The sequence below is a fragment of the Marinomonas transparens genome, from assembly GCF_016463975.1.
GTDB lineage: Bacteria > Pseudomonadota > Gammaproteobacteria > Pseudomonadales > Marinomonadaceae > Marinomonas > Marinomonas transparens.
Genome location: NZ_JAEMNX010000009.1, coordinates 12022 through 38926, shown reverse-complemented (window position 1 = coordinate 38926; position 26905 = coordinate 12022). Strand labels below are relative to the sequence as shown.

Annotated in this window: 27 protein-coding genes; 22 read left to right on the top strand and 5 right to left on the bottom strand. The window is 41.8% G+C overall.

What is annotated here, in order from left to right:
- Nucleotides 1-3 precede the first annotated feature (3 nt).
- Entirely contained in the window at nt 4-597 is a 594-nt protein-coding gene (gene hisB, locus I8J31_RS09130; protein ID WP_199468076.1) for an imidazoleglycerol-phosphate dehydratase HisB, read from the bottom strand.
- Between the two features lie 260 nt (nt 598-857).
- Here hisB and I8J31_RS09125 point away from each other — a divergent pair, with 260 nt between their 5' ends.
- From I8J31_RS09125 to I8J31_RS09110, 4 genes are all read left to right on the top strand, one after another.
- Nucleotides 858-3251, top strand: coding sequence for an AsmA family protein (locus tag I8J31_RS09125; RefSeq protein ID WP_199468074.1), 2394 nt, complete (start codon nt 858-860; stop codon nt 3249-3251).
- Between the two features lie 32 nt (nt 3252-3283).
- Nucleotides 3284-4333, top strand: coding sequence for an A/G-specific adenine glycosylase (mutY, locus tag I8J31_RS09120; protein ID WP_199468072.1), 1050 nt, complete (start codon nt 3284-3286; stop codon nt 4331-4333).
- Nucleotides 4334-4504: 171 nt separating this feature from the next.
- Entirely contained in the window at nt 4505-5686 is a 1182-nt protein-coding gene (chrA, locus tag I8J31_RS09115) for a chromate efflux transporter (RefSeq protein ID WP_199468070.1), read from the top strand.
- 84 nt (nt 5687-5770) lie between these two features.
- Complete coding sequence (locus tag I8J31_RS09110; protein ID WP_199468068.1) at nt 5771-6055, top strand: oxidative damage protection protein; 285 nt, start codon at nt 5771-5773, stop codon at nt 6053-6055.
- Nucleotides 6056-6130: 75 nt separating this feature from the next.
- Here the strand turns inward: I8J31_RS09110 and I8J31_RS09105 are convergent, their stop codons facing one another.
- The gene (locus tag I8J31_RS09105) at nt 6131-6556 is read right to left on the bottom strand and encodes a flagellar basal body-associated FliL family protein (RefSeq protein ID WP_199468066.1); all 426 of its coding nucleotides are present in this window, start codon (nt 6554-6556) and stop codon (nt 6131-6133) included.
- 151 nt (nt 6557-6707) lie between these two features.
- Here I8J31_RS09105 and I8J31_RS09100 point away from each other — a divergent pair, with 151 nt between their 5' ends.
- The 6 genes from I8J31_RS09100 to I8J31_RS09075 all read left to right on the top strand — a co-directional run bounded on the left by I8J31_RS09100 (nt 6708) and on the right by I8J31_RS09075 (nt 11136).
- On the top strand, nt 6708-7211 hold the full coding sequence (locus I8J31_RS09100) for a disulfide bond formation protein B (RefSeq protein ID WP_199468064.1): 504 nt from the start codon (nt 6708-6710) through the stop codon (nt 7209-7211).
- Nucleotides 7212-7324: 113 nt separating this feature from the next.
- Entirely contained in the window at nt 7325-7795 is a 471-nt protein-coding gene (gene rsd, locus I8J31_RS09095; RefSeq protein ID WP_199468062.1) for a sigma D regulator, read from the top strand.
- The gene (locus tag I8J31_RS09090; RefSeq protein WP_199468060.1) at nt 7767-8753 is read left to right on the top strand and encodes a WD40 repeat domain-containing protein; all 987 of its coding nucleotides are present in this window, start codon (nt 7767-7769) and stop codon (nt 8751-8753) included. The genes rsd and I8J31_RS09090 overlap by 29 nt, the downstream gene beginning before the upstream one ends.
- Nucleotides 8754-8756: 3 nt before the next feature.
- On the top strand, nt 8757-9149 hold the full coding sequence (locus I8J31_RS09085; protein WP_199468058.1) for a DUF423 domain-containing protein: 393 nt from the start codon (nt 8757-8759) through the stop codon (nt 9147-9149).
- Between the two features lie 107 nt (nt 9150-9256).
- Nucleotides 9257-9970 (top strand): tRNA (guanosine(46)-N7)-methyltransferase TrmB, encoded by a 714-nt coding sequence (gene trmB / locus I8J31_RS09080; protein ID WP_199468056.1) that lies wholly within the window; start codon nt 9257-9259, stop codon nt 9968-9970.
- Nucleotides 9971-10044: 74 nt separating this feature from the next.
- The gene (locus I8J31_RS09075; RefSeq protein WP_199468054.1) at nt 10045-11136 is read left to right on the top strand and encodes an LPS O-antigen chain length determinant protein WzzB; all 1092 of its coding nucleotides are present in this window, start codon (nt 10045-10047) and stop codon (nt 11134-11136) included.
- 79 nt (nt 11137-11215) lie between these two features.
- Here the strand turns inward: I8J31_RS09075 and I8J31_RS09070 are convergent, their stop codons facing one another.
- Nucleotides 11216-11614, bottom strand: a complete 399-nt coding sequence (locus I8J31_RS09070; RefSeq protein WP_199468053.1) for an H-NS histone family protein — start codon at nt 11612-11614, stop codon at nt 11216-11218.
- A 355-nt stretch (nt 11615-11969) separates the two neighbouring features.
- Between I8J31_RS09070 and I8J31_RS09065 the strand changes: the two genes are divergently transcribed.
- Nucleotides 11970-14132 (top strand): Tex family protein, encoded by a 2163-nt coding sequence (locus tag I8J31_RS09065; RefSeq protein ID WP_199468052.1) that lies wholly within the window; start codon nt 11970-11972, stop codon nt 14130-14132.
- 66 nt (nt 14133-14198) lie between these two features.
- On the opposite strand, the gene I8J31_RS09060 is transcribed toward I8J31_RS09065, so the two are convergent.
- Nucleotides 14199-14792: an FMN-dependent NADH-azoreductase gene (locus I8J31_RS09060; protein ID WP_199468051.1), complete on the bottom strand. Its 594-nt coding sequence runs from the start codon at nt 14790-14792 to the stop codon at nt 14199-14201.
- A 161-nt stretch (nt 14793-14953) separates the two neighbouring features.
- Between I8J31_RS09060 and I8J31_RS09055 the strand changes: the two genes are divergently transcribed.
- The 3 genes from I8J31_RS09055 (at nt 14954) to glmS (ending at nt 19304) form a co-directional block, all read left to right on the top strand.
- Complete coding sequence (locus I8J31_RS09055) at nt 14954-15871, top strand: LysR family transcriptional regulator (protein WP_199468050.1); 918 nt, start codon at nt 14954-14956, stop codon at nt 15869-15871.
- A gap of 180 nt (nt 15872-16051) precedes the next feature.
- A complete protein-coding gene (gene glmU, locus I8J31_RS09050; protein ID WP_199468049.1) occupies nt 16052-17416 on the top strand; it encodes a bifunctional UDP-N-acetylglucosamine diphosphorylase/glucosamine-1-phosphate N-acetyltransferase GlmU in 1365 nt (454 codons plus the stop codon).
- Between the two features lie 61 nt (nt 17417-17477).
- Entirely contained in the window at nt 17478-19304 is a 1827-nt protein-coding gene (gene glmS, locus I8J31_RS09045; RefSeq protein ID WP_199468048.1) for a glutamine--fructose-6-phosphate transaminase (isomerizing), read from the top strand.
- Between the two features lie 48 nt (nt 19305-19352).
- Here glmS and I8J31_RS09040 read toward each other — a convergent pair whose 3' ends face one another.
- The gene (locus I8J31_RS09040) at nt 19353-19646 is read right to left on the bottom strand and encodes an MBL fold metallo-hydrolase RNA specificity domain-containing protein (RefSeq protein WP_233402675.1); all 294 of its coding nucleotides are present in this window, start codon (nt 19644-19646) and stop codon (nt 19353-19355) included.
- A 466-nt stretch (nt 19647-20112) separates the two neighbouring features.
- Here I8J31_RS09040 and I8J31_RS09035 point away from each other — a divergent pair, with 466 nt between their 5' ends.
- From I8J31_RS09035 to I8J31_RS09000, 8 genes are all read left to right on the top strand, one after another.
- Nucleotides 20113-20442 (top strand): MarR family EPS-associated transcriptional regulator, encoded by a 330-nt coding sequence (locus tag I8J31_RS09035; RefSeq protein WP_199468047.1) that lies wholly within the window; start codon nt 20113-20115, stop codon nt 20440-20442.
- A 64-nt stretch (nt 20443-20506) separates the two neighbouring features.
- A complete protein-coding gene (gene wecB, locus I8J31_RS09030) occupies nt 20507-21622 on the top strand; it encodes a non-hydrolyzing UDP-N-acetylglucosamine 2-epimerase (RefSeq protein ID WP_199468046.1) in 1116 nt (371 codons plus the stop codon).
- A gap of 70 nt (nt 21623-21692) precedes the next feature.
- A complete protein-coding gene (gene wecC, locus I8J31_RS09025; RefSeq protein WP_199468031.1) occupies nt 21693-22961 on the top strand; it encodes a UDP-N-acetyl-D-mannosamine dehydrogenase in 1269 nt (422 codons plus the stop codon).
- A complete protein-coding gene (gene rfbB, locus I8J31_RS09020; RefSeq protein ID WP_199468029.1) occupies nt 22961-24046 on the top strand; it encodes a dTDP-glucose 4,6-dehydratase in 1086 nt (361 codons plus the stop codon). Before wecC ends, rfbB begins: the two co-directional genes overlap by 1 nt.
- Entirely contained in the window at nt 24043-24924 is an 882-nt protein-coding gene (rfbA, locus tag I8J31_RS09015) for a glucose-1-phosphate thymidylyltransferase RfbA (protein WP_199468027.1), read from the top strand. The genes rfbB and rfbA overlap by 4 nt, the downstream gene beginning before the upstream one ends.
- Nucleotides 24921-25322, top strand: a complete 402-nt coding sequence (locus tag I8J31_RS09010) for a sugar 3,4-ketoisomerase (protein ID WP_199468025.1) — start codon at nt 24921-24923, stop codon at nt 25320-25322. Before rfbA ends, I8J31_RS09010 begins: the two co-directional genes overlap by 4 nt.
- The gene (locus I8J31_RS09005; protein ID WP_199468023.1) at nt 25315-25986 is read left to right on the top strand and encodes an acetyltransferase; all 672 of its coding nucleotides are present in this window, start codon (nt 25315-25317) and stop codon (nt 25984-25986) included. The genes I8J31_RS09010 and I8J31_RS09005 overlap by 8 nt, the downstream gene beginning before the upstream one ends.
- Nucleotides 25983-26903 carry a glycoside hydrolase family protein gene (locus tag I8J31_RS09000; RefSeq protein WP_199468021.1) on the top strand — a complete coding sequence of 307 codons (921 nt, stop codon included), beginning with the start codon at nt 25983-25985 and terminating at the stop codon, nt 26901-26903. The genes I8J31_RS09005 and I8J31_RS09000 overlap by 4 nt, the downstream gene beginning before the upstream one ends.
- Nucleotides 26904-26905: the final 2 nt, after the last annotated feature.

Genomic DNA, 26905 nt, shown 5'->3' with positions numbered 1-26905 from the left:
ACCTTACAAACAACCTTTAGTAGATGGCATTTGACCAGCCATGCGCTCATCAACTTCTAGCGCCATGCGCAGAGCACGGCCAAAGGCTTTGAAGACGGTTTCTGCTTGGTGGTGCGTGTTTTTGCCACGTAGGTTATCTAGGTGCAGGGTCACTTTAGCGTGATTGATAAAACCGTGGAAAAATTCAGAGAACAAGTCCACGTCGAAACCGCCCACGGAGCCACGGGTAAAAGGCACGTGCATTTCTAAGCCGGGACGCCCTGAAAAGTCGATGACAACACGAGACAATGCTTCGTCTAGGGGAACATAGGCGTGACCATAGCGTTTGATGCCTTTTTTATCACCTACCGCAATATCAAAGGCTTGGCCTAGGGTGATGCCTAAATCTTCCACCGTATGGTGGGCGTCAATGTGTAGGTCGCCCACGGCGTGGATGTCGAGATCAATCAAGCCATGGCGAGCTACTTGTTCAAGCATGTGGTCAAGGAAGGGTACGCCAGTAAAGCAGTTGAATTTACCTGTACCGTCTAGGTTTATCGATACCTTGATCTGAGTTTCAAGCGTATTACGCTCGACACTGGCAATGCGATCGGACATTGATTGATTTCTCCACAGTGAATTATGACGTTTAGTCGTCACTTAATATGATATAAGGGCGACATTATAGAACGAGGATACTCAGGCTTCTATGCTTTGTCTGTGTGTTTTTCATGAGTTGTCTCTATTGGATCGATAATACTGCGCTTCGAATGCTATGATAAGCCGAAATGCCGCGTGCTGATTGGGACTTTTTTCAGCTATTTTAATGAATCGGTTTGGCGCTAAATAGATAAAATAATGAGTTTAAGGAATCAAGCATGGTGTGGATAAAACGACTTTCAATATTAATAGCGAGCTTGTTGGCGCTTATCGTTGCGGTATTGACGTACGTTATGTTGTTTGTGAATCCCAATGACTTTAAAGGTGAACTGAAAAACGTGGCCTATGAAAAGGCCAATGTCACTTTGCGCTTGGATGGTGATCTTAGCTGGTCTTTTTTTCCTTGGCTCGGCCTTTCTCTTGAAAATATCGGTGTTGCGCTGGGCGAAGATGCTGAGATCGTACAGTTTGATCGTGCTGAATTTGGCCTCGCCATCATGCCCTTGCTCAAACGCACCATTCAGGTGGATAAGGTAAAACTGATTAACCTGAAAGCGAACTTACTGGTGGATAAAGCAGGGCAAGCTAATTGGCAGTACACCATGCCTGCTGATTTGCCTGTTTCGAATTCACCGAGTAATACGAAAATAAATCCTGATGCAAGCCAGTCTTCGGATGTTGTGACTAGTCAGCCTGCTCCTGTTGTTTCTAGTGAGGATCAAGCGCCTGCGCCTTTACCCAATATTCAATTGGATGAATTACTGATTGAAAATGCCCAGATCCAATACCGTGATGAACAAAGCAAGCAACTTGTCTCCGCTAAGCTGAATGTCAAATTGAAAGATGTCACATGGGATAAAGCTTGGCCCATGGTATTGGATTTGGCTGTTACTCAAAGTGATCTGGAGGGTAACTTTCCACTGAAAGCGAACATGACACTAAACGCTAATCTGACTGTTTTTCCAGAGAAAGAAGCTTTGTCTCTGGGGTCGTTAGTGTTGTCAGCGGATGTTGAAAGCGGTGCGTTGCCAGTTAGTCCGTTAAAAGCTAAGTTAAGCGCCACTAGTATGGATATGGACCTACCTCAAGAAAACCTTTTCATAGAGGGTTTGGCGTTGAGTGGTTTAGGGCTGAATCTTGACGGGAAAATACAAGCTTATCAGGTGTTGAGTGACCCTCAATTTACCGCTTCCTTCTCTCTGGGGGAGTTTAATCCTCGGGATGTAATGAAAGCCTTAAAGATAACAGCACCTGAGATGTCTGATGCAAAAGCATTAACAAAGGCCCAGCTGGATATGACGATTGAAGGCAGTACGCATAGCGTGACAGCGCAGTCCATTTCTTTGTTATTAGACGATACTAATCTAGAAGCCAATGGTGTGGTGAATCTTGCTCCTTTGTATTGGGATATGAGTCTCGCAGGATCGAATTTAAACCTTGATCGCTATTTGCCGACTCCTGTTGAAACCAGCGAAGAAGAGTCAAATACACCAGCCAAATCAACAGAAACGCAATCCACTGTAAATACAGCCGCTTCATCTGCGGTCAATCCAGCAGTAAAAAGCCCTGTCGAAAGTGACCTTATTCCAGTGGATCTGATTCGCTCTCTGAGTGGACATGTTGGCCTTGTTTTTAACAACATTATTGTTAAAAAACTGAAAATAGATCAGTTAACCTTAGACTCAACCCAAGCGAATGGGTTGGTTAAAGTTGACCCAATAAAAGTGTCCTTGTACCAAGGTAATGTGGTAGCAAACGCCAGTTTGGACGTACGAGGGAAAACGCCCCTTATTAAGGTGCAGCCAGCTATTACTGCTGTGCAAATCCAGCCCTTGCTGGTTGATTTTATGGAGATGGATAAAATCTCAGGAGCGACGTATTTGGACGGTGAGATAAGTACACGCGGTAATCAGCTTGATATGCTGATGTCATCATTGCAAGGTGACTTGTTGGTTGATATTAAAAAGGGTGCCCTAGTGGGAACTAATTTGACGAAAACCGTTTGCCAAGGCATAGGGGCTGTTCGTAAGGAAGCACTCAATGATAAAAGCTTTGGCGCGGATACCCCGTTTGAAACCATGACCTTTCCTGCCCATATAGTGAATGGTGTGGTATCAACTCCAGGGCTAAAAATCAGTTCTGCCGGTATTGCTGTGACAGGAAATGGCGTGGTGTCTTTACCTGACGCTTCATTGAACTATCAGGCTAACGTAGGCGTTGCTGGTAGTGAATTGGATAAGGCTTGTCGAGTAAATCAAAAAGTAGCGAAATTGACTTTTCCTATTGTTTGTAAAGGGAAGTTTAGTGATGACCCTGCGGGATTATGTCGCCCTGATGTGAAAGGTTTTGCATCCTTGTTTGCTAAGTTAGCGAAAGAGGAATTGAAACTAAAAGCGGATGAGGAAAAGGCTCGCCTTAAAGCCAAATTAGAGGAAGAGAAAGTTCAGCTTAAGGCGAAGGCAGAGGAAGAAAAAGCCCGTCTGAAATTAAAAATCGAGCAAGAAAAAGCAGAATTAAAAGCCAAGTTGCAAGCGCAGCGTGAAGCGGAAGAAGAGGCGGCTAAAGAGAAACTGAAAGAAAAATTAAAAGATAAGTTAAAGAGCTTTTTTTAATGCCAGCCATATTGAGTTGAGACGAGAAATACATGCATCCAGTTGAAAATTTTGCGCCCCGTGTGTTGGCTTGGTTTGACGAGCACGGGCGTAAAAGCTTGCCTTGGCAAGATGATAAAAGCCCCTATCGAGTTTGGATTTCTGAAATCATGTTGCAGCAAACGCAAGTGACCACAGTGATACCCTATTACCACAAGTTTATGTCTTCTTTTCCTAATGTAGAAGCCTTGGCCGATGCGGAGCAGGATGAGGTATTGGCGCATTGGAGCGGTCTTGGTTATTACGCTCGTGCTCGTAATATGCATAAAGCGGCAAAAATGCTGGTGGATGAGTTTGATAGCGAATTTCCCCAGAGTGTCGAAGGTGTGTGTGAGTTGCCCGGAATAGGGCGCTCAACGGCGGCGGCGATTTTATCGATTTCTCGTGATGTGCAAGCGGCGATTTTAGATGGCAATGTTAAACGCGTATTGGCACGTTTTCATGCCGTCCCTGTTTGGCCCGGTGAGAAGAAAACGGAAAATGCCATGTGGGAATTAGCTGAGCAATACATGCCCAGTGAGCGATGTGGTGATTACACTCAGGCGATGATGGATTTAGGTGCGACCCTTTGCACTCGTTCAAAACCTCAATGCTTATTGTGTCCACTAGAGAGTGATTGTCAGGGTAGATTAACTCAAGACCCTACCCAGTTCCCCATTAGGAAACCGAAAAAAGCCGCAAAACCAGAGAAGAGTATTCAATTGCTGGTGTTGATGAATCAACAGAGTCAGCTGTTATTAGAAAAACGTCCGCAGACGGGGATTTGGGGCGGCCTGTGGAGTTTACCTGAGCTGGCATCCGAAGAGTCTATCGTACTGCATATTGAGCAGCGTTTTGCGACACAGGTGAAAACTGTCACGGCCTTGTTATCTTTTCGACATACTTTTAGTCACTATCACTTAGATATTTCCCCTAGCCGAATTCAAATGCAAGATACGAACTTGGTGATGGAGGGGGGTAAGTATCAATGGTTCAGTTTGGAGCAAGCATTACAGCTTGGTTTGCCTGCGCCAGTGCGTAGTATTTTAGACTCAGCTAAATAGAGATCTTTGCACGACTGCTGTGCGTACCAATACATTGTTAAAAATAGACTCAAGGTGCTCATTTATAACCCATAAACTCCGCTTTTTCGTCTATTTTTGCCTCGTCTTGGCTTTGCTCGCGACTTCGTGCAAAGGTCTCAAATAACAAAGATTAATGAATTGGAAAGGATAATGTCCCACAACACGCCCTCTTACATAAAACGCCTAACCGAGGTGTTTGTTTCTTTCTTATTATTAGGTTTTACCAGTTTTGGTGGACCGGCTGCTCACCTAGGCTATTTCAACCAAGAGTTTATCAAATTAAGAAAGTGGGCCAGTGAAGCGCAATATGCGCAGTGGTTGGCTTTGAGTCAAATTGTTCCGGGTCCTGGGTCTAGTCAAGTGGGTTTTGCGCTAGGCTATCATAGGGCTGGTTTAGCGGGTGGTATCGCCGCTTTTATTGGTTTTACCCTGCCGTCTTTTGTCGTCATGGTGTTGTTGGCAAAATTTGGTATGCATTGGCAAGATGATGTCTTTTTTGAGGGGGCAGTGCATGCGTTGAAACTCTTAGCCGTTGTCGTGGTGGCGGATGCTTGCCTGAGTATGTGGCGTTCTTTTTGTCAGACGAAAACTATGGGGTTGGTTGCATTATCGAGTGCGGCGTTTATTGTGTTTTTGCCGAGTAGTTTAGCGAGCCTTTTAGTCTTGCTTACTGCGGCTATTATAGGTTTGCTTAAACCTTCTGCTCAAAGCAGTATTGGCGAGTCCTTACCCAAGGTGAAATTTGGTTGGCTGATGCTAGCTCTTGCTGTGATTGTTTTTGTTTTAAGCTTTGCATTTGATTCAGGCTTGAGTGGTTTGTTTGCCAATTTTTATCAGGCTGGTGCTTTAGTGTTCGGTGGTGGCCATGTTGTGCTGCCTATGCTGTCAGCGTTTGTGGCTGACAAGGTTCCTGAATTCAGCTTGTTAATTGGCTATGCTACCGCACAAGCGGTTCCCGGCCCTATGTTTACCATGGCTAGCTTTTTAGGTGCATCTGCTACACCGCAGGGAGAAAATATTTGGTTATGGGCAGGTGTTGCTACCTTGGCGGTTTTTGCCTCTGGCCTGTTGTTGATGCTTGGGGTGCAAAATGTCTGGCAGAGCTTATCTTCTAATAGGCGTTTTCGTTCTATTGTTGTCAGTCTAAATGCTGCTGTGGTCGGTATCTTAATAGCGGCCTTGTATCACCCTATTGCTACTTCAAGCTTGGTGAGTGGATGGGATCTTATTATTGTCGTATTAGGCTTTGTGTGGCTAAAGTCTAAAAGGCCTTCTATTTTTTGGTTGATTGCGTTCTTTATTACAATAGGTTTGGCGCGAGTGTTGATATGACAGCTACTCGTTAAAGATCCCTTGATTTTTTCAGCTTTAGCGCCATTATCATTGTTACCCTTACTATCAATATGAGTTATTCCCATGGCGAACACTGTTTTTTGTAAGAAATACCAAAAAGATATGGAAGCATTAGAGCGGGCGCCTTTACCGGGGGCAAAAGGCCAAGATATTCTGCAAAATGTATCTAAACAGGCGTGGCAGGAATGGCAGCTGTTGCAAACCATGATGATTAATGAAAAGCAGTTGAACTTGATGTTGCCTGAATCACGCAAGTATGTGATGGAGCAGATGGAGAAATTCTTCAATAATGAAGAGACGGATAAACTAGTTGGCTATGTCAGCCCAGATGACATTACAGAATTATAATTTTCGAACGATTACCTAATAAAAAAGCGCCTTTCGTTAGATTGGCGCTTTTTTATTGGGTTCGATTTTTGGGGTTTACTGTGTGACAAAACTTGAGAAAAGCACATCTTTTATTGGTTCTTGGTTGGTTTCTTCTTTTAGTACTTGGTTAATGGCAACGGCGGCTTCTTCGCGTGTTTTTTCTCGTGCGATAGCACCTGTTACTTGTTCTTCTGTTCGTGAGCTAAGAAACATGATGAGAGCATCTTGAACCAAGGGCAAATTGTCGTTAACCAGAGCTTCTTTTGTACTATCAGAACGTAAGGTTATCTTTGTTTTTATGTATTTTAATCGCGTACTACTGGAGGAGTAGTTAACAATAAAATCGGGGGTGAGCTCGATATAAACGGGCTTTGTGCTGTTGGCTTCATCCTCAGCGTAGCTCACTTGATAGAAAAAGCTGCTTAGTATGAGTAGCGCAAGAAGGAGTTGCTTGGTGTGTAGTGGTATCGTCAATGACATTTTATGATCTCGTATTCGTTCCAATAGACAGTATACTAACTGCCATTAAAGGCGAATGTCAGTAGTAATTTTGCACTTTCCAAATTTCTTGCTGTCGTAGCCACACTTTAATCTGTAAAACTTTCATTTAAATAAGCTTAGGAATCTTTATATGTTCGCGTTTTTATCGGCTCGCCGTTTCCATGGATTGGTTGCATTTTGCTCTTTTGCTCTTTTGGCAGTGGCTTTTTACATGGAATATCAAATGGGGTTAGAGCCTTGTCCCTTATGCATGTTACAGCGCATTGCCTTTTTCTCTGTTGGGGTAATGTCTTTAGGTTCTGCGTTAACGGCCAGTATCAAGGTAAGAAAAATATGTTCTTGGGTTGTGATGGTTTTATCTTTATTAGGTGCTGCACTTGCTATCCGTCACTTATATTTACAAAGTTTACCTATGGACCAGCTGCCTGCGTGTTTACCTGGTTTAAGTTACATGCTGGACGTTTTTCCTTGGCAAGAAATCATGCAAGCTATGGTAATGGGAACAGGTGAGTGTGGCGATGTTGTGTGGACTTTCTTAGGTTTGAGTATTCCAGGTTGGACTTTGGTAGCCTTTGTTGCAATGGCGGTTATCAATTTGGTGATTGCACTAAAGGTTTACAAAGCAGCTAACTAGTCATAACAAAGGTTACAATTTCCCTCAGATGATTGCCTTGCAGGGGCATATGGATCGGAATATGCTTATTTGCATCAAATAAGCAATTATCACTTCGTTAATGGAGCTAGGGTATGTTGGAACGATGCAAAACAGCGCAAGAGCGATGGGGTGGTGTTCACGAAATCATTGATCGTTGGTTAGAGCAAAGACGTCAGTTGATCGAAGCTTTGATCTATTTACGAGAGCGGGGTGAGTTTACCCCGACAGATACCCCGAAGATCCAAGCATTATGTGAAATGTTGGTGGACTATGTATCGGTGGGACACTTTAATGTTTATGAGCAGCTCGCATTAGAAGCTAAAGACTTTGAAGACGATAAAGCCTTAGTATTATTGCGTGAGCTACTACCACAAATTGATAGCACAACAGAAGTGGCCATTGAGTTCAATGATAAGTATGACACCAAAGACCACTGTAACGATCAGTTAGAGGCGTTGCCTTTTTCTCTGCAAGCTTTGAGTGTGGTGATGGCAGATCGATTTCAACATGAAGATCAGTTGATCAAGGAATTACATGAAGCACATAGCGAAAAGACTGCTTAAACTCAGCCTATTTGTTGTTTCACTAACGGTTCTCTTATCTTGCTCGAAAGAGGCTCCTATTAGAACTGCGGAGTACGCTGTGCAAGGTGTTTATTCGGCGGTATTGAGCGATGATGGTAGCGCTGCGGTTATAGGTTCTATTCAGCATGGCGGTAGCTACTGGAATACGGCTCTTAATGAGCGTCGTTATAATTGGAACCATGAGAGCGGACAATATACTCCCCTTATTAGTGTAGACATTGACCCCAGTGGTGGGTTTGCCGCGACGGGCGGAGCTCGAACTCTTGTTTTGTGGGACACATCGACTGGCCAATCGGCTGGTTTCTGGACAACGCCGGGCGATATTCGTGCGCTGAAATTAACACGCAATGGCAATTTGGCACTGGTTGGTCTGGATGATCAAACAGCGCGCTATTTTGATGTGAAAAAAGGTGGAATCATACAAACCTTGCGTACGGGCGCGGTTGTTCGTGCGGTCGATGTTTCTCCTGATGCGACATTGGGTCTTACCGGTGATGACAATTACAAGGTGATTCTTTGGGACATGCGTACGGGCACGAAAAAGTATGAGTGGACCTTGAGTAATAATATTGCCAGCGTTGCTTTGTCTGCGGATGGTAAATATGCGTTTGGTGCCGCTCAGCTGGGCACAGCCAAAATTTGGTCTACGGCTACTGGGAAGGAAGTCACCGCGATTGATACGGGGAGTTTAGAGTCCCGCAATATTACCATTCGTCAGGCGGTGTTTTCTGGAGATAATCGCTCCATTTTACTGGGCGGGATTAATCGTCGAGTATCACTTGTTCAGGTTAGTACAGGAATTGTTCAAAAAGAATGGGATTTGTATCTTAAAGATAAGGGTCGTCCTACCGGAGCCAGTGTATTGGCGTTAGCTTTTGGCGTAGGAGATCGTTATTACGCCGTTGGTAGTAATGGCTATTTGAACGTATTGGAATAACCCATGGCTTCTTTAACTTTTCCTGCAAAATGGGCTGCGTTTTTTGCGGCTCAAGCTGCCCTTGCTATTGCGGCTGGTGCCTTTGGTGCTCATGCTTTAAATGGCCTAGTGGATGAACGAGCACTTGGCTGGTGGCACACTGGTAGCCAATATCTAATGTATCATTCGCTGGCAGGGTTGCTTGTTGCCGCTTTGTCTTCTTACCTTTCTTTCCATAAAGCCATTTTGTCTTTCTTTTTTGTCGGTAATGTTTTGTTTGCAGGAAGCCTGTATGTGATGACCTTGACTGGCCAGACTTGGTTAGGTGTTGTTACTCCCCTGGGTGGTATTTGTTATTTACTTGGCTGGTTGCTTCTAGTCATATGTTTGTGGAGGGCGAAAGGATATAAAGAGTAATGTTTGTTTTACCTATATCTACCTTGTTAAAACAGGACAGAAAGTGGTTTTTCGGGTAGCATACCGCCCCAATATACAATATAGAATCACCTACACGATAGAGAATCATGCAAGATAACAATACAGGATTACAAGAACCCGTAAAGAAACGTACTATTCGCAGTTTTGTTGTTCGTGGTGGCCGCATGACGGAAGGACAGCAGAAAAACTACGATGCAAATTGGGAAGTTTACGGACTAGAGTTGGCGGATGGGCGAATTGATTACCAAAATGTATTCGGTCGTAAATCTGACGTTGTAATTGAAGTAGGTTTTGGTATGGGAGCTTCTCTTGCTGAAATGGCAAAGAATGCCCCTGACAAAGATTTTATTGGTATCGAAGTTCACCCGCCTGGTGTAGCCAAGTTGATGATGCTTGCCAAAGAGGAAGACATTACTAACCTTCGCGTTTATTGTGATGACGCCATTGAAGTGATGGCGAACTGCTTGCCTCAAAAACAAGCGAGTGCTTTTCAACTGTTTTTTCCTGATCCTTGGCATAAAAAAAAGCATAATAAACGTCGTATTGTGCAGCCCTTGTTTGCTCAGCAGGTTGCTAATGTGTTGAAAGAAGGCGGTTACTTTCATATGGCGACCGATTGGCAGCCCTATGCAGAACATATGATGGAAGTAATGGAAGCCCAAGAGCAATATGAAAATGCAGCAGGAAAAGGCTTATATCACCCTCGACCAGAATGGCGCCCATTGACAAAATTTGAACAGCGCGGCGAGCGTTTGGGGCATGGAGTTTGGGATTTGATTTATAAAACAATTGGTTTGTAGTTTTTTACTAATTCGGTTTTGTGAATTTGAACTATCATTTTAATATCACTATATAAAATAAGTAAGGAAGGATTGTGGGAGAAAATCAGCTGTCTCAAGTATCATCTCTGCCTAAGCATGATGATGAAATTGATCTGAAAGAGCTAATTGTTGCTTTGTGGCAAGGCAAGTTCATTATAATTGTCACTACTGTAATCTGTGCAGCCATAGCTGTTGTTTATGCATTGAACGCTAAGGAAGTTTGGACTGCTGAGGCTCTTATAACACAACCTCAGATAAGTGATTTTTCTGACTATCAAAAAATGGTGAGTGAGTTTCAGCCTGTTTTTGATGTCTATCAAGTAGGAGGAGATATTCGGGTTAGTTCTAGTCTGGATCGCTTTGTTTTACCACAAACCTTGTTTAGCATTTATGTACAGGAATTTGAGTCAAGAAAGAACAGAAAAGCTTATATTTCAATGCTACCTGAATTTCAAGATGAGTTAGAGGGGCTTCGAGCCAGTGGCTCTGAAGATATAGAGTTAGCTCTATATGCTAGGTGGGATGATAGGCTTTCTGCTAATCTTGTAAAAGGTAGTAACTCTTATGTATTAACTGGTATGCAATCTTCTTCGAAAGGTAGTTATGACCTGTTAAATGGCTACATTCAATTTGTGGAAGGGAAGGCAAGAGAACGTGTGATAGCCAATTTAGACTCTATCGTTGACGGTAAAAGAAGCAGTCTGATACAGCAAAAAGCCCTGTTAACTGATTTAGCCACTGCACATCTAGATTATGAGCTTAGGCGATCTAAATATGCATTGCAGATTGCTAAAGCAGCCGGAATTAATAAGCCTCAACAAAACCTAGGCGATGAAGAGTTATTTGCTATTAATATTGGCGCCAATGCATTAGAGGCAAAAGTTGATGTATTGGAGGGGTTGAAAGAATTGAGTGTTATTGAACCACGTTTGCAGCAAATTGATTCGAAATTGGCGTTGCTTAAAACCTCGCAAGTTGATTCTAATATTAGCTTTGATACTTTCCAATTTGTAGAGGAACCAGAAAAACCCATTAGCCGAACTTCTCCTAAGCGGGCTCTGATTGCTATGTTAGGAGTGTTGTTAGGTGGTATGTTGGGCTGTGCTATTGTTTTGATTCGATATGCATTCAAAAGTAAAGAATAAGTTATTGAGGGATAAGTAAAAAAGACCGCTATTATTGTTTAATGGCGGTCTTTTTTCGGGCTAATCGATAAGGAAGGCGCTATTTAATTTCTACGCTTTCACGGCTTTTTCCTGAGTTGAAGTACTCTTGGAATACTTTTGGTGTACGGCCACGACCAGTCCACTCATAAGTTTGACCATCAACAACGAGACGGTACTTAGGTTCCACGGTTTTGCCTTTCATTGCACCAGCTTTAGGTGCTGATAACAAGGAAACCTCTTCCATTGTTAAGCCGCTTTTGGCGATAAGTGTTGCAATTTCTTCGGCCAATGCTGATTTTTGTGCCTTTTCTGCTTGAAGAGCTGCCTCTTCTTCTTTCAGTTTTTCAAGTGCATTATTGAAACCTGCAATTAGGTTTTCAAGCTGTGCAACCGTTAATTCTTTTGCTGCTGCACGTGCTTTGGCTTTATTTCCGGCTAGTTCAAGTAATAAACTCATTGGTGTCCCCTATCTGTTAAAACTGGTTAAAGGTTGTATTGCACTGAAAAAAGAAGTCCATCCTTTACACTCAGCGATAAGTGCCAAAACTTAGAAACATGAACCGCTCAAATGTAAGAGAAAAAATTATACTCTTTTCTATTTTATGGTGAGGTTTGATCATAAGGTAAAAGTCCTTATGATACTTCTTCTTAATATTAAACCATTAAAAGCTGTATTGATTGCTTCTTTATACAGTGTGAGATAGTTTCATATTTTTTCAAGTTTGGCGGAGGATTTTAATAAAAAAAAATGATTTTTGCTAATTATATTATGAATTTAAATTGTTATGAAAGTGTAAGTAATAGGGTAATTTATGGTTTCTATATCAAATAGCTTAAGTGCAGAGTTTTCTATTTTAAAAAAACACGCCGATAGCGTTATTCAGCTATTTGAAGAAGGGGCGACGGTTCCTTTTATTGCACGCTATAGGAAAGAATGTACTGGTGGAATGACGGATGTTGCCTTACGCTCATTTTATGAGCGTTGGGGGTATTTGGTTGAATTAGAAAAACGTAAAGGAAGCATTTTGTCTTTATTGTTAGATGACGAGGGTTGCTCTGAAATACTTAGAAAAAAAATACGGGCGGCGATGTCGAAAACAGAGCTAGAAGACTTGTATTTACCTTTCAAGAAAACACGTAAGACTAAGGCGTGGGCAGCGAGAGAACTGGGGCTGGAGGTTTTAGCTGAAGAGATTTGGTCTGGAGAGCGCCTTGATACCTTGTTAGAGGTTAAGGCTTGGTGTAAGCAGAATGGTTTAGTTATCTCACCTGAACTGGCTCTAGATGGTGTCGTGGAAATAATCGGAGATATTATTGGGTCCGATAATGAATTTCTGAAACTAGGGCGGTTGACCTTATTAAGAGAAGGGGTGTTGGTTAGCCGAGTATTAAGAGGTAAAAAAGAGCAAGGGGGGAAATTTAGGGATTACTTTGATTATCAAGAAAAAATCAATCAGGTGCCTGCACATAGATTACTTGCTCTGTTTAGAGGAAAAAAAGAATCAATATTAAAGCTAGGTGTTTCTTTGCGAGAAGAGAGGGAGTGTCCGAGAATATTAGAGGTCTCGCACCTTTACCAATTGTTTGGGGTTGAAAAAATAAAGAGACAAGCACTTACTTCTGTGCAACAAAAATATTTAAATTTAGCTTGGCAGAATAGACTTTTTTCAAAGTTAGAGGGTGATATTTTATCGCAATTGAAAGAAAAAGCTGAAGAGGGGGCGATTCAAGTGTTTGCGGAGAACTTGCAAGACTTATTAATGGCTGCGCCTGCTGGTTCTCATTGTGTTTTAGGTCTTGATCCTGGTTTTCGTAATGGGGTGAAGTTGGCGGTGGTTAATGAGCAAGGAGGAGTTGTTGAGCATGGTGTTATTTATCCACATGCCCCACAAAATAGAATGCAGGACGCGACTACACTGTTAAGCAAATTAATCCGTAAGCATCAAGTTCATTGGGTTGCTATTGGTAATGGGACCGCTTCTCGAGAAACTGAAAACTTAATAGCTAAACTTATTAAGGGAAATAATTTGGATTGTCACTCTGTGGTGGTAAGTGAAGCGGGGGCTTCTGTTTATTCGGCTTCCCCAGTTGCCATTGATGAATTCCCTGATCTAGATGTTACGATTCGTGGCGCTATTTCTATTGCGCGACGTTTTCAGGACCCTTTGGCTGAGTTGGTAAAAATTGACCCTCAGGCAATAGGTGTAGGTCAATATCAGCATGACTTGAAGGTTTCGCAATTATCTCAATCTTTGGCCAATGTGGTTGAAGACTGTGTTAATCGAGTAGGTGTCGATATTAACTTGGCTTCTGTGTCGCTTTTATCCTATGTTTCTGGCTTAACGGAGCGATTGGCGAAAAATATTATTGAGTATCGACAGCAGAAGGGGAGAATTGAATCTCGATCTGAGCTATTAAAAATTAAAGGAATAGGCGAAAAGTGCTTTGAGCAGTGTGCTGGTTTTTTAAGAATACTTAATGGCAAAGAGCCACTGGATCAATCGGGTGTTCATCCAGAGTCGTATTCTCTTGTTAAGCAGATGGCTGATAGTGTGAAATTAAAAACCAGTGACTTGCTTAATAATGTACAGGTATTGAATCAGCTCAAACTAATGGCGCCAGTTTTTTCCCATGTCGGTGACCTGACCTATTCTGATATCTTAACTGAGCTATCAAAGCCCGGAAGAGACCCGCGTCCAGAGTTTCGCTATGCTTCCTTTGATCAAAATGTTCATCATTTAGATGATTTACAAGAAGGAATGGCGTTAGAAGGGGTGGTGACGAATGTTGCTGCTTTTGGTGCTTTCGTTGACCTTGGTGTGCATCAGGACGGGTTAATACATATTTCGCAATTGGCCAATCGATATGTAAAGGATCCGCGAAATTTAGTTCGTGTCGGTCAAGTGGTAAATGTGACGGTGTTAGAGGTAGATATTCAGCGTAAGCGAATTGCTCTAAAGGCGAATGGTTTGTAATTCTTTAAATGCTGATAGCTATAAATAGAGAGCCGACAAAAATTTCTGTTTTGTCGGCTCTATTGTTTAGATTGCTGCAGCGATGTCTTCTTTTGCTTGGTTGAATGCTTCTTCGCCAGCTTCACCCATAGCTTGACCGCCAGCGATAAACGTTTCTTTAACTGTCATTCCTAGGAAGCCTAAGAAAGTGCCTAAATAAGGTACTTGGTGATCCATCGGTGTTTCTGCTAAGAAACTACCACTTGCCGTAAATAAGTAAGCGTCTTTATTGATTAGTCCAACAGGGCCTGTTTCTGTGTATTTAAAGGTACGGCCAGCACGTGCAATATAATCAAAATAAGCTTTTAGTGTAGAAGGAATACCAAAATTGTACATAGGAGCTGAAACAGCGATGACATCAGCAGCTTCCAATTCACTAATAAGCTCATCTCCAATTGCGACAATCGCTTTCTGGCTATCTGAACGAGCTTCTTCTGGTGTGAACATAGCGCCTAGGGTCTCACTTGTGAAGTGAGGTAGTGGGTTTTCATTCACATCACGAACCACAACCGTTCCGCCAGGATTCTTTGCTAACCATGCCTCAACAAAAGTGTCTACTAGTTGACGGGATTTTGAATTTTCGCCTGAAGCACTTGAATCCACTCGTAATAAAGTTGTCATATCATTCTCCGAAATAAAGTTAGAGCGTCTCTTGCTCTGTTATTTGATTGTTGTTGTATCTTATAGTCAGTTTATTTGATTAAAAAGCGGTTTTTTTAGCGGATATTGATCGAAAAATGCGATAAGTTTAAGGTGTTGTTTAACAATATGAGGGAATAGTCTTGAAAGCACCGCGCGTAACCTTAGAGCAATGGCGAGTTTTGCAATCGGTTGTAGATAGAGGTGGCTTTGCTCAAGCGGCAGAAGCTCTTCATAAAAGCCAATCTTCTGTGAGCTATACCGTAGCGAAACTGCAAGATCAGTTAGGCTACCCTTTATTAATTATTGAGGGTCGGAAAGCAAAACTCACAGAAAGGGGGGAAGTGCTTCTTCGTCGTTCCCGCCATTTAATAAAAGAAGCGGTTGACCTTGAAGAGCTTGCTCACACGTTAGGGCAAGGTTGGGAGCCTGAAATTGAGTTGGTTGTCGATCAAGCTTTTCCAAAACCCGCTTTGTTGCGAGCGTTAAAGGCCTTTGAGCCCCAAAGTCAGGGCACACAAGTACAACTTAAAGAAGTCGTATTAAGTGGTGGAACGGAAGCATTAACCCATGGTCATCCTGATTTAGTGTTAACCAGTTTGGTGGCTAAAGGGTATTTGGCTGATCCTATCGTAGATGTTGAGATGGTTGCTGTAGCGTCTTCAGACCATCCTTTGGCGACCGCTGAGTATCCAATAGATAATGAACGCTTAAGTCGAGAGCTTCAATTGGTTATTCGTGACTCTGCGGTAGAAACCTCTGTCGATGCGGGCTGGCTAGGTACTGATAGACGGTGGACTGTATCCAGTTTGCAGTCAGCACTGGAGATTGTCGTCAGTGGAGTGGGTTTTGCGTGGTTGCCAAAAGCCGATATTTTAGAAGACTTAAAGGCGGGCAACTTAAAAAAGCTAAATCTAGTCTCAGGAGGAGAGCGAAAGTTTCATCTTTATGCGGTTTTTGGTAAAGGTGAACGGACAGGACCTGCTACTAGGCTGTTGGTTGAATTGCTTCAAGTTGAATGTAACCGCTGTACTAAAAATGAAGCTGAGCAACATATTTAATATGCTAACAATTTTGACTGATTTCTCTAATATAATCTTATTAAATCATTAGTCTGAGTGTTTATTTTAAAATTGTCATTTTATTTTTGACAATTTGGGTTGTGGTGTTTTTTGCAAAAAGGTCTAATGCCTTATACTCAAATTTATTATTATCTTGATAAGTCAAAACAAGGACGATTCATGAAACTAGATATTGTTATTCTTGCCGCAGGAAAAGGAAGTCGAATGAAGTCGGCCTTTTCTAAGGTACTGCATAAAGTGGGTGGCGTACCAATGGTGAGAAGGGTGCTCAATACAGCGAGTAGCTTATCAGAAGCGAAGCTGCACCTTATTGTTGGGCATCAAGGTGAACAGGTAGAGGCAAGTTGTCAGGATTTTTCGACTAATGTTGTTTGGCAAGATAGTCCACAAGGCACAGGAGATGCATTGCGTAGGGTTGCACCCTTCTTAGAAGAAGGTGGTGCGACACTAACACTTTATGGTGATGTCCCTCTTATTAGCTCGGAAACGCTTGAGAAAATGACAGCTTTGTCTACAGCGAATACTTTGGTGCTATTAACTATTTCTTTAGATAACCCAACAGGTTATGGCCGAATTGTTCGTGACGGAAGTGGCAAAGTAACAGCGATTGTTGAGCAAAAAGACGCTTCAGCAGAGCAGTTAAAAATACAAGAAGTGAATACTGGGATTTTGCTTGCTCCAAATGATCATTTACAAACTTGGCTTGCTTCTCTTAATAACAATAATGCTCAAGGCGAATATTACTTAACCGATGTAATTGAAATGGCTGCCCGTGATGGTGTGGACATAGTAACGGTTAACCCACTGAGTGAAGCGGAAGTGGCAGGAGTGAATGATCGTGTTCAACTAGCGGCACTAGAGCGAGAGCTTCAGTCTCAGCAAGCTATTGCTTTAATGCAAAACGGCGCGACATTGCTAGATCCTTCACGCATAGATGTACGCGGCGAGTTAGTCACCGGGAATGACGTGATCATTGATATTAACTGTATTTTTGAAGGAAAGGTTGTTCTTGGTGATGGTGTCGAGATTGGTCCAAACTGTCATCTTAAAAATTGCGTTGTTGGTGATAACACCGTTATAAAAAACAATACCCTCATTGAAGATAGCCAAGTGGGTGAGTCCTGTGATATCGGCCCTTTTGCCCGATTACGTCCTGGTACTTATCTATCTAATAACGCCAAAATCGGTAATTTTGTCGAAACGAAAAAAGCCCATATCGGCGAAGGCAGTAAGGTTAGTCATTTGAGCTATATTGGAGATACTCAAATGGGGGCTAACGTCAATGTTGGTGCTGGAACCATTACCTGCAATTACGATGGCGTTAATAAACACCTTACCCAAGTGGCCGATAATGTGTTTATTGGATCAAACAGCTCTCTTGTTGCTCCCGTATCTATTGCTGAAGGAGCGACCATAGCTGCAGGCTCAACCATAACCAAAGCGGTTGGCGAAAACCAATTAGCATTCGCTCGAGCGCGACAAACTCATAAAGATAACTGGCCTCGACCGACTAAAAAATCTTAAATAACTTAATTTTATTATGCTGGAAACGCATCAGCAGCATAAATGTAAAAGGACATGAAGTATGTGTGGAATAGTGGGTGTTATTGCGTGCCGTAATGTATCTAAAATCTTGATTGAAGGGCTGAGTCGCCTTGAATACCGAGGCTATGATTCATCTGGTATTGCGATTAATAACGAAGACGGTGTGTACTCCCACCGTGCGGTTGGTAAAGTTCAGGCATTAAAAGATAAATTTGAAGCTTATCCTTTAGATGGCAAAATCGGTATTGCTCATACGCGTTGGGCTACTCATGGTAAACCAACAGAAGCGAATGCCCATCCGCACTTTTCTGGTGATGACCTGGCATTGGTTCACAATGGTATTATTGAAAATCACGAACCGCTTCGCCGTGAATTAAAAGCAAAAGGCTATGAATTTAAATCCGAAACAGATACGGAAGTTATTGTTCACCTTATTCATGATGCCATGAAATCCCAGCCGGATTTATTAAAGGCAGTTCAAGCAAGTCTCGCTAAACTAGAGGGCGCTTTTGCTATTGGTGTAGTGCAAAAAGATGACAACGAACGCTTTATAGCAGCTCGAAAAGGCAGTCCGTTAGTGGTTGGTGTAGGTATTGAAGAAAACTTCGTGGCTTCTGATCAGCTTGCCTTATTGCATGTAACAGATCAATTTATCTTTTTAGAAGAAGGTGATGTGGTTGAGCTTTCTCGTGATCAAGTGACAATTTACGATGCCAAAGGTGAGCCGCAAGAGCGTCCAATCAGTGTGTTTAATCATAATATTGATGCGACGGATAAAGGCGAATATCGTCATTATATGATGAAGGAAATCTACGAGCAGCCTAAAGTCATTGCTGCTTGTTTAGATGGTCGCATTAGTGAAACCAAAGTATTAACAAGTTGCTTTGGTGCCGACTCTGGTTTCTTAAAAGAAGTCGAAAATATCCATATCGTTGCCTGTGGTACTAGTTATCATGCGGGTATGGTAGCCAAATATTGGATTGAAGATTTAGCTGGCTTGCCTTGTACGGTAGAAGTTGCGAGTGAATATCGATATCGCAAAGTGGCTGTACCTAAAAACACCCTTTTCTTAACGTTGTCCCAGTCCGGAGAAACTGCCGATACCTTAGCAGCACTTCGTATGGCAAAAGAGCTTGGTTATTTGACTACTTTGGCTATTTGTAATGTTCCATCAAGTACCTTGGTACGAGAGTCTGCCCTTACGTTATTAACCAATGCAGGAGCCGAAATTGGTGTGGCGTCAACGAAAGCCTTTACGACGCAATTAACAGCTTTGTTGATTACTAGTATTGCTATTGCCGTTGAAAATGGCTTGTCCGCAGAGAAAGAAAAAGAGTTGGTGCAAGCTATGCGTTCTTTACCTGCTTATGTGGATCTGGCCCTAAAAGAAGATGCTCACATTAAAAATGTCGCAGACCGCTTTGCCAATAAACATAATGCTTTGTTTCTTGGCCGTGGCACTATGTTTCCTATAGCCTTAGAAGGCTCTCTGAAGCTTAAAGAGATTTCTTATATACATGCGGAAGCTTATCCGGCAGGTGAGTTGAAGCATGGGCCGTTGGCATTAGTCGATGAGAATATGCCTATTATTGCCTTGGTGCCTCATAACGATATGTTAGATAAACTGAAATCGAATCTGCAAGAAGTGGCGGCTCGTGGTGGTGAATTGTATGTCTTTGCAGACAAAGACACGGACTTGCATAGCGAAGAAAATATTATATTTACCGAAGTGCCAAAAGTGGATTCTATTTTAGAGCCAATTGTGCATACCATACCGTTGCAACTGCTTTCTTATCATGTGGCAGTGGTGAAAGGCACGGATGTGGATCAGCCAAGGAACTTGGCAAAATCCGTTACAGTGGAATAATGCTAAAATAAACCTTTGGCTGTTGTTCTTCGGGTGACAGCTGGAGGTTTATATTGGAATCACCACCTCACATTCTGGATGTTCCATTTCAATCAACTCCTTTAATGTTTGTTTGGCGACATCATCCCCATGCACCAAATGTACTTTCTTTGGTTTAACTCGCATGCGTTTAATAAAATTTAATAAATCCCATTGCCCCGCATGGGCCGAATAACCGCTAATTTGGTGTGCCTTGGCATTAATGGCATAGCGTTCGCCGTCGAACACCACATAGCCGTTAGGTTTATAGTTAACATACAAATCCTTATGTATTTTTAGAGAATGACCAAGATTAAACCACAATATACCCTAAACCAACTACCAACCCATGTCTTCAATATCGTGCGAAAGTTGTTTGTTGTAGATCGGTCTTCAGGCCGATACCATCAATCTGCAATACCTTGTCGCGCTAAAACACGGCCTACAAACCGAAATACCTGTAGGTCGGTCTTTAGGTCGACACCTTAACCTTTTTCGATGAAAAAATAATCAATTTCTAAATTGCTGGCCCAAGAAATCGTCGTTTATTTGTTTACAATGAATTTACAAAGAGATACCTTTCAATACATTATTTGCGTTAATGAGTGCCTTCAATTATGATTGTTCATCAACTGAACATGATATTGTAAAGCTTTCATGCAACAAATGGAGAAAGCCAGTCAAAGCGAAAAATTGTTTAATATTAATGTTCGGACTAAACGCATGGGGAATGCATTAATCCATCGATTTTTTTATATTCGTTAATTTGCCTCGAACACAAGGTGCTTTCATGTTAACAGACGAATATCGCTACAAAATATTAAAAGAACTACAGCAAGATCCAGATATTAGTCAGCGTGAATTGGCAAAGCGTCTGAATATTAGCCTAGGAAAAACCAATTTTTGCTTAAAAGCATTAATAGAAAAAGGTTTGGTAAAAGCAGAAAACTTTAAAAATAGCACTAATAAAACCGGTTATTTGTATTTGCTTACTCCAACAGGTATAGAAGAAAAAATCGTTCTTACTCAGAGTTTTCTTCAGAGAAAATTGAAAGAGTATGAGTTACTAGAAAAAGAAATAGAGCAGCTTAGGGAAGAAGTAAAGCCTTGTAAAAGATGAAGTAAAAAACAAGTGGTAAGCCATTAGTTCAAATCTAAAAATTTAATAAGAGTTGAAAATAAAAATGAAAGTCTTAACCGTTTTTGGTACACGTCCTGAAGCTATAAAAATGGCTCCTTTAGTGCGCGCTCTTGAAAAGGATGTACGTTTTGAAGCCAAAGTCTGTGTGACGGCTCAGCATCGTGAAATGCTTGATCAAGTATTGGATCTTTTCAAAATAACACCAGATTATGATTTGAATCTCATGAAGGCAGGGCAGACACTTCCAGAAGTGACCAGTCGTATTTTGCTTGAGTTAACGCCAGTACTGAAAGAATTTAAACCTGATGTAGTTTTAGTGCATGGTGATACTGCAACGACTTTTTCTACAAGCTTAGCAGCGTATTATGAGCAAATTGCAGTAGGTCATGTGGAAGCAGGGTTGCGTACTGGGAATATCTACTCTCCTTGGCCGGAAGAAGGCAACCGCAGGTTGACGGGGTCTTTAACAAAGTTCCATTTTGCCCCCACTGAGAACTCACAGCGAAATCTGCTAAATGAAAACATCGCCAGTTCAAACATCCACGTAACTGGCAATACAGTAATAGATGCCTTATTACTGGTAAAAGCGCAAATCGAGGCCGACACGAATTTAACAAATACGCTAGCGGCACAATTTCCTATGCTGGATAGTCATAAAAAGCTGATCTTAGTGACAGGCCATCGACGTGAAAGCTTTGGTGGTGGGTTTGAGCGTATTTGTGAAGCATTAGCGCAAACAGCGAAATCGCATCCTAATGTTCAAATATTATATCCAGTACATTTAAATCCTAATGTGCAAGAGCCTGTAAATCGCATTTTAAGTGACGTAGATAATGTGCACTTAATTGAGCCTCAGCAATATTTACCCTTTGTGTACTTAATGAACCGCTCGCACATTATTTTAACGGACTCAGGTGGCATACAAGAAGAAGCACCAAGTTTAGGCAAGCCTGTTTTAGTTATGCGAGATACAACAGAACGCCCTGAGGCGGTAGACGCAGGTACGGTAAAACTGGTTGGAACCGATGTGGTAAAAATCACCGCGGCATTGAATAAGCTACTAACGAATGACGTCGCATACAGTGAAATGAGCCGTGCTCATAACCCTTATGGTGATGGCAAAGCATGCCAACGAATTTGCGATATTTTGGCGAAATAATAAATGTAGGTCGTGCCTTTAAGCCGACAATAGCGACAGCAACAATAAATTTTGAAAGTTAAGGAATATCATGTCTTTTAATACGATTTCTGTGATTGGTTTAGGGTATATAGGCCTGCCAACTGCGGCTATGTTTGCCTCTAGAAAGAAAAAGGTGATTGGTGTAGATGTCAGTCAACGGGCAGTAGACACTATCAACCGTGGAGAGATCCACATTGTTGAACCTGATCTAGACATGATCGTTCACGCAGCCGTTACAGAAGGTTATCTAAAAGCCGTGTTAAAGCCGGAGCCGGCGGATGCTTTTTTAATTGCTGTTCCAACACCTTTTTTGCCTGTTCAAACGGAAGGAGATATTCCTCAGCCTGATTTAAAGTACATAGAAGCGGCAGCAAACGCGATTGCACCCGTGTTAAAAAAAGGTGACTTGGTAATTCTGGAATCAACGTCTCCGGTGGGCGCAACAGAACAAATGGCAGAATGGCTTGCTGTAGCGCGGCCAGATTTAACCTTTCCGCAAACAGTGGGAGACAATGCTGATGTGAACGTGGCCCATTGCCCTGAACGTGTTTTGCCTGGTCATGTGGTACGTGAATTGGTCGAGAATGATCGCGTAATTGGCGGCATGACGGCGAAATGTTCTGCTCGTGCTGTTGAGTTATACAAAACCTTTGTTCAAGGTGAGTGCGTTATTACCAATGCTCGCACTGCAGAAATGGCAAAGCTAACAGAAAACTCATGCCGTGACGTGCAAATTGCCTTTGCTAATGAGCTTTCTATTATTTGTGACAAGCTTGATATCGACGTATGGGAGCTAATATCACTGGCGAACCGTCATCCGCGTATCAATATTTTACAGCCAGGGCCTGGCGTAGGTGGACACTGTATCGCCGTAGACCCTTGGTTCATCGTCAGCAAAACGCCAGATGAAGCCAAATTGATTCATACGGCACGTAAAGTAAACGATGCCAAGCCAGAGTGGGTAATTAATAAAGTTAAGATTGCGATTGCAGACTTTCTACAAGCCAATCCAGATAAAACAGCGAAAGACGTTACCATTGCCTGTTATGGCTTGGCTTTTAAGCCTGATATAGACGATCTACGCGAAAGCCCAGCGCTTAATATCACAAAAAAAATTACTGAGATGCATGCTGGTAAAGTATTGGCCGTTGAGCCAAATATAAAAGAACTACCTGTTATGAATACATCGTTTGAGCTTGTAAACTTTGAAGCTGCGAAAGAAATAGCAGATGTTCATTTGTTACTGGTGAATCACAAACAATTTAAGTCTTCAGATCTTAAATCTAGTTATCTTATTGATACAAAGGGTATTTGGTAGTGAGAATCTTAGTAACTGGCGGTGCGGGTTTTATTGGTTCTGCAGTAACCCGTAATATTATCCAAAAGACCCAAGACAGTGTGGTGAATGTCGATAAGCTTACCTATGCGGGCAATCTTGAAAGCCTTGCGAGTGTTGATCATTCAGATCGTTACGCCTTTGAGCGGGTCGATATTTGCGATAGAGTAGCGCTAGATCGTGTTTTTCAAACACATCAGCCAGATGCTGTGATGCATTTAGCAGCCGAAAGTCATGTTGATCGTTCTATTACAGGCCCTGCGGACTTTATTCAAACTAATATAGTGGGGACTTACACGTTATTGGAAGCGGCTCGCGAATATTGGAATGCTTTAGAGGAGGATCGTAAAAGCGCTTTTCGCTTTCATCATATTTCCACAGACGAAGTGTATGGTGACTTGCCGCACCCTGATGAAATGACAGGTGAGCTTCCATTATTTACAGAAACCACACCTTATGCACCTAGCAGCCCTTATTCTGCGAGCAAAGCATCCAGTGATCATTTGGTACGTGCTTGGTTAAGGACTTATGGTTTTCCAACGATAGTGACAAATTGTTCCAATAATTATGGGCCTTATCATTTTCCTGAAAAGCTGATCCCGTTGGTTATTTTAAATGCACTTGAGGGCAAGCCTCTGCCTATTTACGGTAAAGGCGATCAAATACGTGATTGGCTGTACGTAGAAGATCATGCTCGGGCCTTGTATAAAGTCGTAACGGAAGGAAAGGTGGGTGAAACCTACAACATAGGCGGCCACAATGAAAAGCAAAACATTGACGTGGTGAAAACCATTTGTGAGATCTTGGACGAACTTCGTCCGAAAGATACCCAATACGCGGAACAAATTACTTTTGTGTCTGATAGGCCAGGACACGATCGCCGCTATGCCATCGATGCATCGAAGATGAGTCGAGAATTGAATTGGCAACCACAAGAAACCTTTGAAACAGGGCTTCGAAAAACAGTTGAATGGTATTTAGCGAATCAAGACTGGTGTCATAACGTACAAGATGGTTCTTATCAGCGAGAGCGCTTGGGCACTTTAGGTCAGGAGTTGCAACAATGAAAGGCATAGTTCTAGCTGGCGGCTCAGGTACGCGGCTTTATCCGATTACCATCGGGGTGTCTAAACAACTACTTCCTGTTTATGACAAACCAATGATTTACTACCCTCTTTCTGTGCTTATGTTGGCCGGAATTCGAGAAATATTGATCATAACGACACCTGAAGATCAGAGTAGCTTTCAGCGTCTTTTAGGCGACGGCTCGAAATTTGGTATTGAATTAAGTTATGTGGTGCAGCCGAGCCCTGATGGACTTGCTCAAGCTTTTATTCTAGGTGAAGGCTTTATAGGCAGTGATGATGTATGTTTGGTCTTAGGGGATAATGTTTTCTACGGCCAAGGTTTTACACCTAAACTAAAACAGGCTGTTGAAAACGCGAAAAACGGTCAAGGTGCGACGGTTTTTGGTTACCAAGTAAAAGACCCTGAGCGCTTTGGGGTTGTGGAGTTTAATGCGAATAAAAAAGCCATTTCGATTGAAGAGAAACCTACTAAACCGAAATCGCATTTTGCGGTGACGGGATTGTATTTTTACGATAATTCAGTCGTTGAGTTGGCCAAACAAGTGCAGCCATCTGAACGTGGTGAGTTAGAAATTACTTGCCTTAACGAAATGTACCTAAAGCAGAATAAGCTGAATGTCGAAATGCTAGGCCGTGGATTTGCATGGTTAGACACTGGTACTCATGAAAGTTTGTTAGAAGCGGCTCAGTTTGTCGAAACCATAGAAAAGCGCCAAGGCTATAAAATCGCTTGTTTGGAAGAGATCGCTTTTTATCAAGGTTGGTTAACAAAAGAAGAGCTTCAGATATTGGCTAAACCGCTACAAAAAAATAGCTATGGTCAATATTTATTGGAAATTATTAAGGACGACGAGTGAGTTTAATTCAATTAATCAGTTTTCCACCTTTAGGTGATGATCGTGGTTCACTAGTCGCGTTAGAGAGCCAACAATCCATACCATTTGATATTAAACGCGTGTACTACATATTTGGTACGCAGCAAGGTGTTGCCCGTGGTTTTCATGCCCATAGGCAGCTAAAGCAAGTGGCGGTCTGTGTGACAGGCCGATGCCGTATGGTGTTAGATGATGGTGAGTTTCGAGAAGAAGTGTGGTTGGATTCAGCTACAAAAGGTATTTTTATTGAAGACATGGTATGGCACGAGATGCATGACTTTAGTGATGATTGTGTGTTGCTAGTTTTAGCTAATCAGCTATACGATGAATCAGACTACATAAGAGATTATACGAATTTTAAGGAGTTAGCAAGTGACTGATATAGTGATAATTGGCGGTGGTGAAACCGCCCATCTAGCTTTTGAATATTTTACACATGATAGTGAGTATAATGTCGTAGCCTTCTCATTGGATCGTGACTATATAAAAGAAGATGATTTTTTAGGGTTGCCTGTTATTGCTCTTGATGAACTGGTTGAAAATTATCCTCCTCAAAAATATAAGGCTTTTGTTGCTGTCAGTTCAACCAAACTTAATAGAGTTAGAAAGGGGCTCTATGATAGAACTAAGTCATTAGGCTACGAGCTTGTATCTTATATAAGCAGCCGTGCGTTTGTTTGGCGTAATGTTGAAATTGGTGAGAACTGTTTCATATTAGAAGATAATACTTTGCAACCTTTTACTAAGGTTGGCAATAATGTAGTGATGTGGAGCGGCAATCATTTAGGACACAGTTCGATCGTCGGTGATCATTGTTTTATTTCGTCACATTGTGTTATCTCCGGTTACTGCTCTATTGGAGATTTCTCTTTTATAGGTGTTAATTCAACGGTGGAAGATAATGTTTCAATTAGTATTGATAGCTTTGTTGGAGCGGGTGCATTAATTCAAAAAAATACAATTATAAAAGGCTTTTATCAAGAGCCTCAAACAGTGTTGTCAAAGATTAATACACATCGATTATTTAGGATAAAAGAGTTATGAAGTGGGAGAAAAGAGGGATCATACACCAGCCTAATAAACAGTATTCATGGAATCAAAAATATGACATTTTACCCACTCCAATATACCTAGAAGAAAAAGGAATTATTAGAGTATTTATAGGGACAACCGATAAAGATAATTACGGACGTATAACATTTTTAGACTTAGATGCCGGTAATCCATTAAATATTTTATATGAACACAATGACTATATACTTGGTCTTGGGGATGATGGTACGTTTGATGATTGTGGTGTAGTTCCATCTTGTATTATTAAGAGTCAAGAGAAAGATGAGTTTTATTTGTACACAGTTGGATTCCAAAGAACTGTCAAAACTCCATATATGCTTTTTGCAGGGCTTGCTGTATCTACTGATTTAACGGAATTTAAACGCTTTAGTAATGCTCCGATTTTATCGAGAAATGAATTTAGGTATATTTCACAAGGTGCGCCTTGTGTAATTTACGAAGATGGTATTTATAAGATGTGGCATTGGTACGCAACTAAATGGCTTAAGGTTAAAGGTAAGTCTTTTATGGACTATCATATTGGTTATGCTGAATCTAATGATGGGAAAATATGGGATATGAAAAATATTTCTTGTTTAAAGCCACGTATAGATAAAGGTGAATTTGCTGTTGCGCGTCCTTGGGTATTCAAAAAAAATGAAAAGTACCATATGCTTTATTCATCAAGATATGAAGATCGGCTATATAGAATTGAGTATGCAGTTTCTAGTGATGGAATAGTTTGGGATAGAGAGTTTTGCTCCCCGTTCGATGTTTCAGATGAAGGCTGGGATTCTGAGATGATTTGTTATCCTAGTGTCGTTGATGTAAATGGAAAAGTCTATATGTTTTATAATGGCAATAATAATGGGGAAACTGGTTTTGGATATGCTGAACTTTTGGATTAAGT

Excerpts from the sequence above, each read along its gene's own strand:
- hisB (WP_199468076.1), bottom strand. The coding sequence starts at position 597 with ATGTCCGATCGCATTGCCAGTGTCGAGCGTAATACGCTTGAAACTCAG.
- I8J31_RS09125 (WP_199468074.1), top strand. The coding sequence starts at position 858 with ATGGTGTGGATAAAACGACTTTCAATATTAATAGCGAGCTTGTTGGCG.
- mutY (WP_199468072.1), top strand. The coding sequence starts at position 3,284 with ATGCATCCAGTTGAAAATTTTGCGCCCCGTGTGTTGGCTTGGTTTGAC.
- chrA (WP_199468070.1), top strand. The coding sequence starts at position 4,505 with ATGTCCCACAACACGCCCTCTTACATAAAACGCCTAACCGAGGTGTTT.
- I8J31_RS09110 (WP_199468068.1), top strand. The coding sequence starts at position 5,771 with ATGGCGAACACTGTTTTTTGTAAGAAATACCAAAAAGATATGGAAGCA.
- I8J31_RS09105 (WP_199468066.1), bottom strand. The coding sequence starts at position 6,556 with ATGTCATTGACGATACCACTACACACCAAGCAACTCCTTCTTGCGCTA.
- I8J31_RS09100 (WP_199468064.1), top strand. The coding sequence starts at position 6,708 with ATGTTCGCGTTTTTATCGGCTCGCCGTTTCCATGGATTGGTTGCATTT.
- rsd (WP_199468062.1), top strand. The coding sequence starts at position 7,325 with ATGTTGGAACGATGCAAAACAGCGCAAGAGCGATGGGGTGGTGTTCAC.
- I8J31_RS09090 (WP_199468060.1), top strand. The coding sequence starts at position 7,767 with ATGAAGCACATAGCGAAAAGACTGCTTAAACTCAGCCTATTTGTTGTT.
- I8J31_RS09085 (WP_199468058.1), top strand. The coding sequence starts at position 8,757 with ATGGCTTCTTTAACTTTTCCTGCAAAATGGGCTGCGTTTTTTGCGGCT.
- trmB (WP_199468056.1), top strand. The coding sequence starts at position 9,257 with ATGCAAGATAACAATACAGGATTACAAGAACCCGTAAAGAAACGTACT.
- I8J31_RS09070 (WP_199468053.1), bottom strand. The coding sequence starts at position 11,614 with ATGAGTTTATTACTTGAACTAGCCGGAAATAAAGCCAAAGCACGTGCA.
- I8J31_RS09065 (WP_199468052.1), top strand. The coding sequence starts at position 11,970 with ATGGTTTCTATATCAAATAGCTTAAGTGCAGAGTTTTCTATTTTAAAA.
- I8J31_RS09060 (WP_199468051.1), bottom strand. The coding sequence starts at position 14,792 with ATGACAACTTTATTACGAGTGGATTCAAGTGCTTCAGGCGAAAATTCA.
- glmU (WP_199468049.1), top strand. The coding sequence starts at position 16,052 with ATGAAACTAGATATTGTTATTCTTGCCGCAGGAAAAGGAAGTCGAATG.
- glmS (WP_199468048.1), top strand. The coding sequence starts at position 17,478 with ATGTGTGGAATAGTGGGTGTTATTGCGTGCCGTAATGTATCTAAAATC.
- I8J31_RS09035 (WP_199468047.1), top strand. The coding sequence starts at position 20,113 with ATGTTAACAGACGAATATCGCTACAAAATATTAAAAGAACTACAGCAA.
- wecB (WP_199468046.1), top strand. The coding sequence starts at position 20,507 with ATGAAAGTCTTAACCGTTTTTGGTACACGTCCTGAAGCTATAAAAATG.
- wecC (WP_199468031.1), top strand. The coding sequence starts at position 21,693 with ATGTCTTTTAATACGATTTCTGTGATTGGTTTAGGGTATATAGGCCTG.
- rfbA (WP_199468027.1), top strand. The coding sequence starts at position 24,043 with ATGAAAGGCATAGTTCTAGCTGGCGGCTCAGGTACGCGGCTTTATCCG.
- I8J31_RS09000 (WP_199468021.1), top strand. The coding sequence starts at position 25,983 with ATGAAGTGGGAGAAAAGAGGGATCATACACCAGCCTAATAAACAGTAT.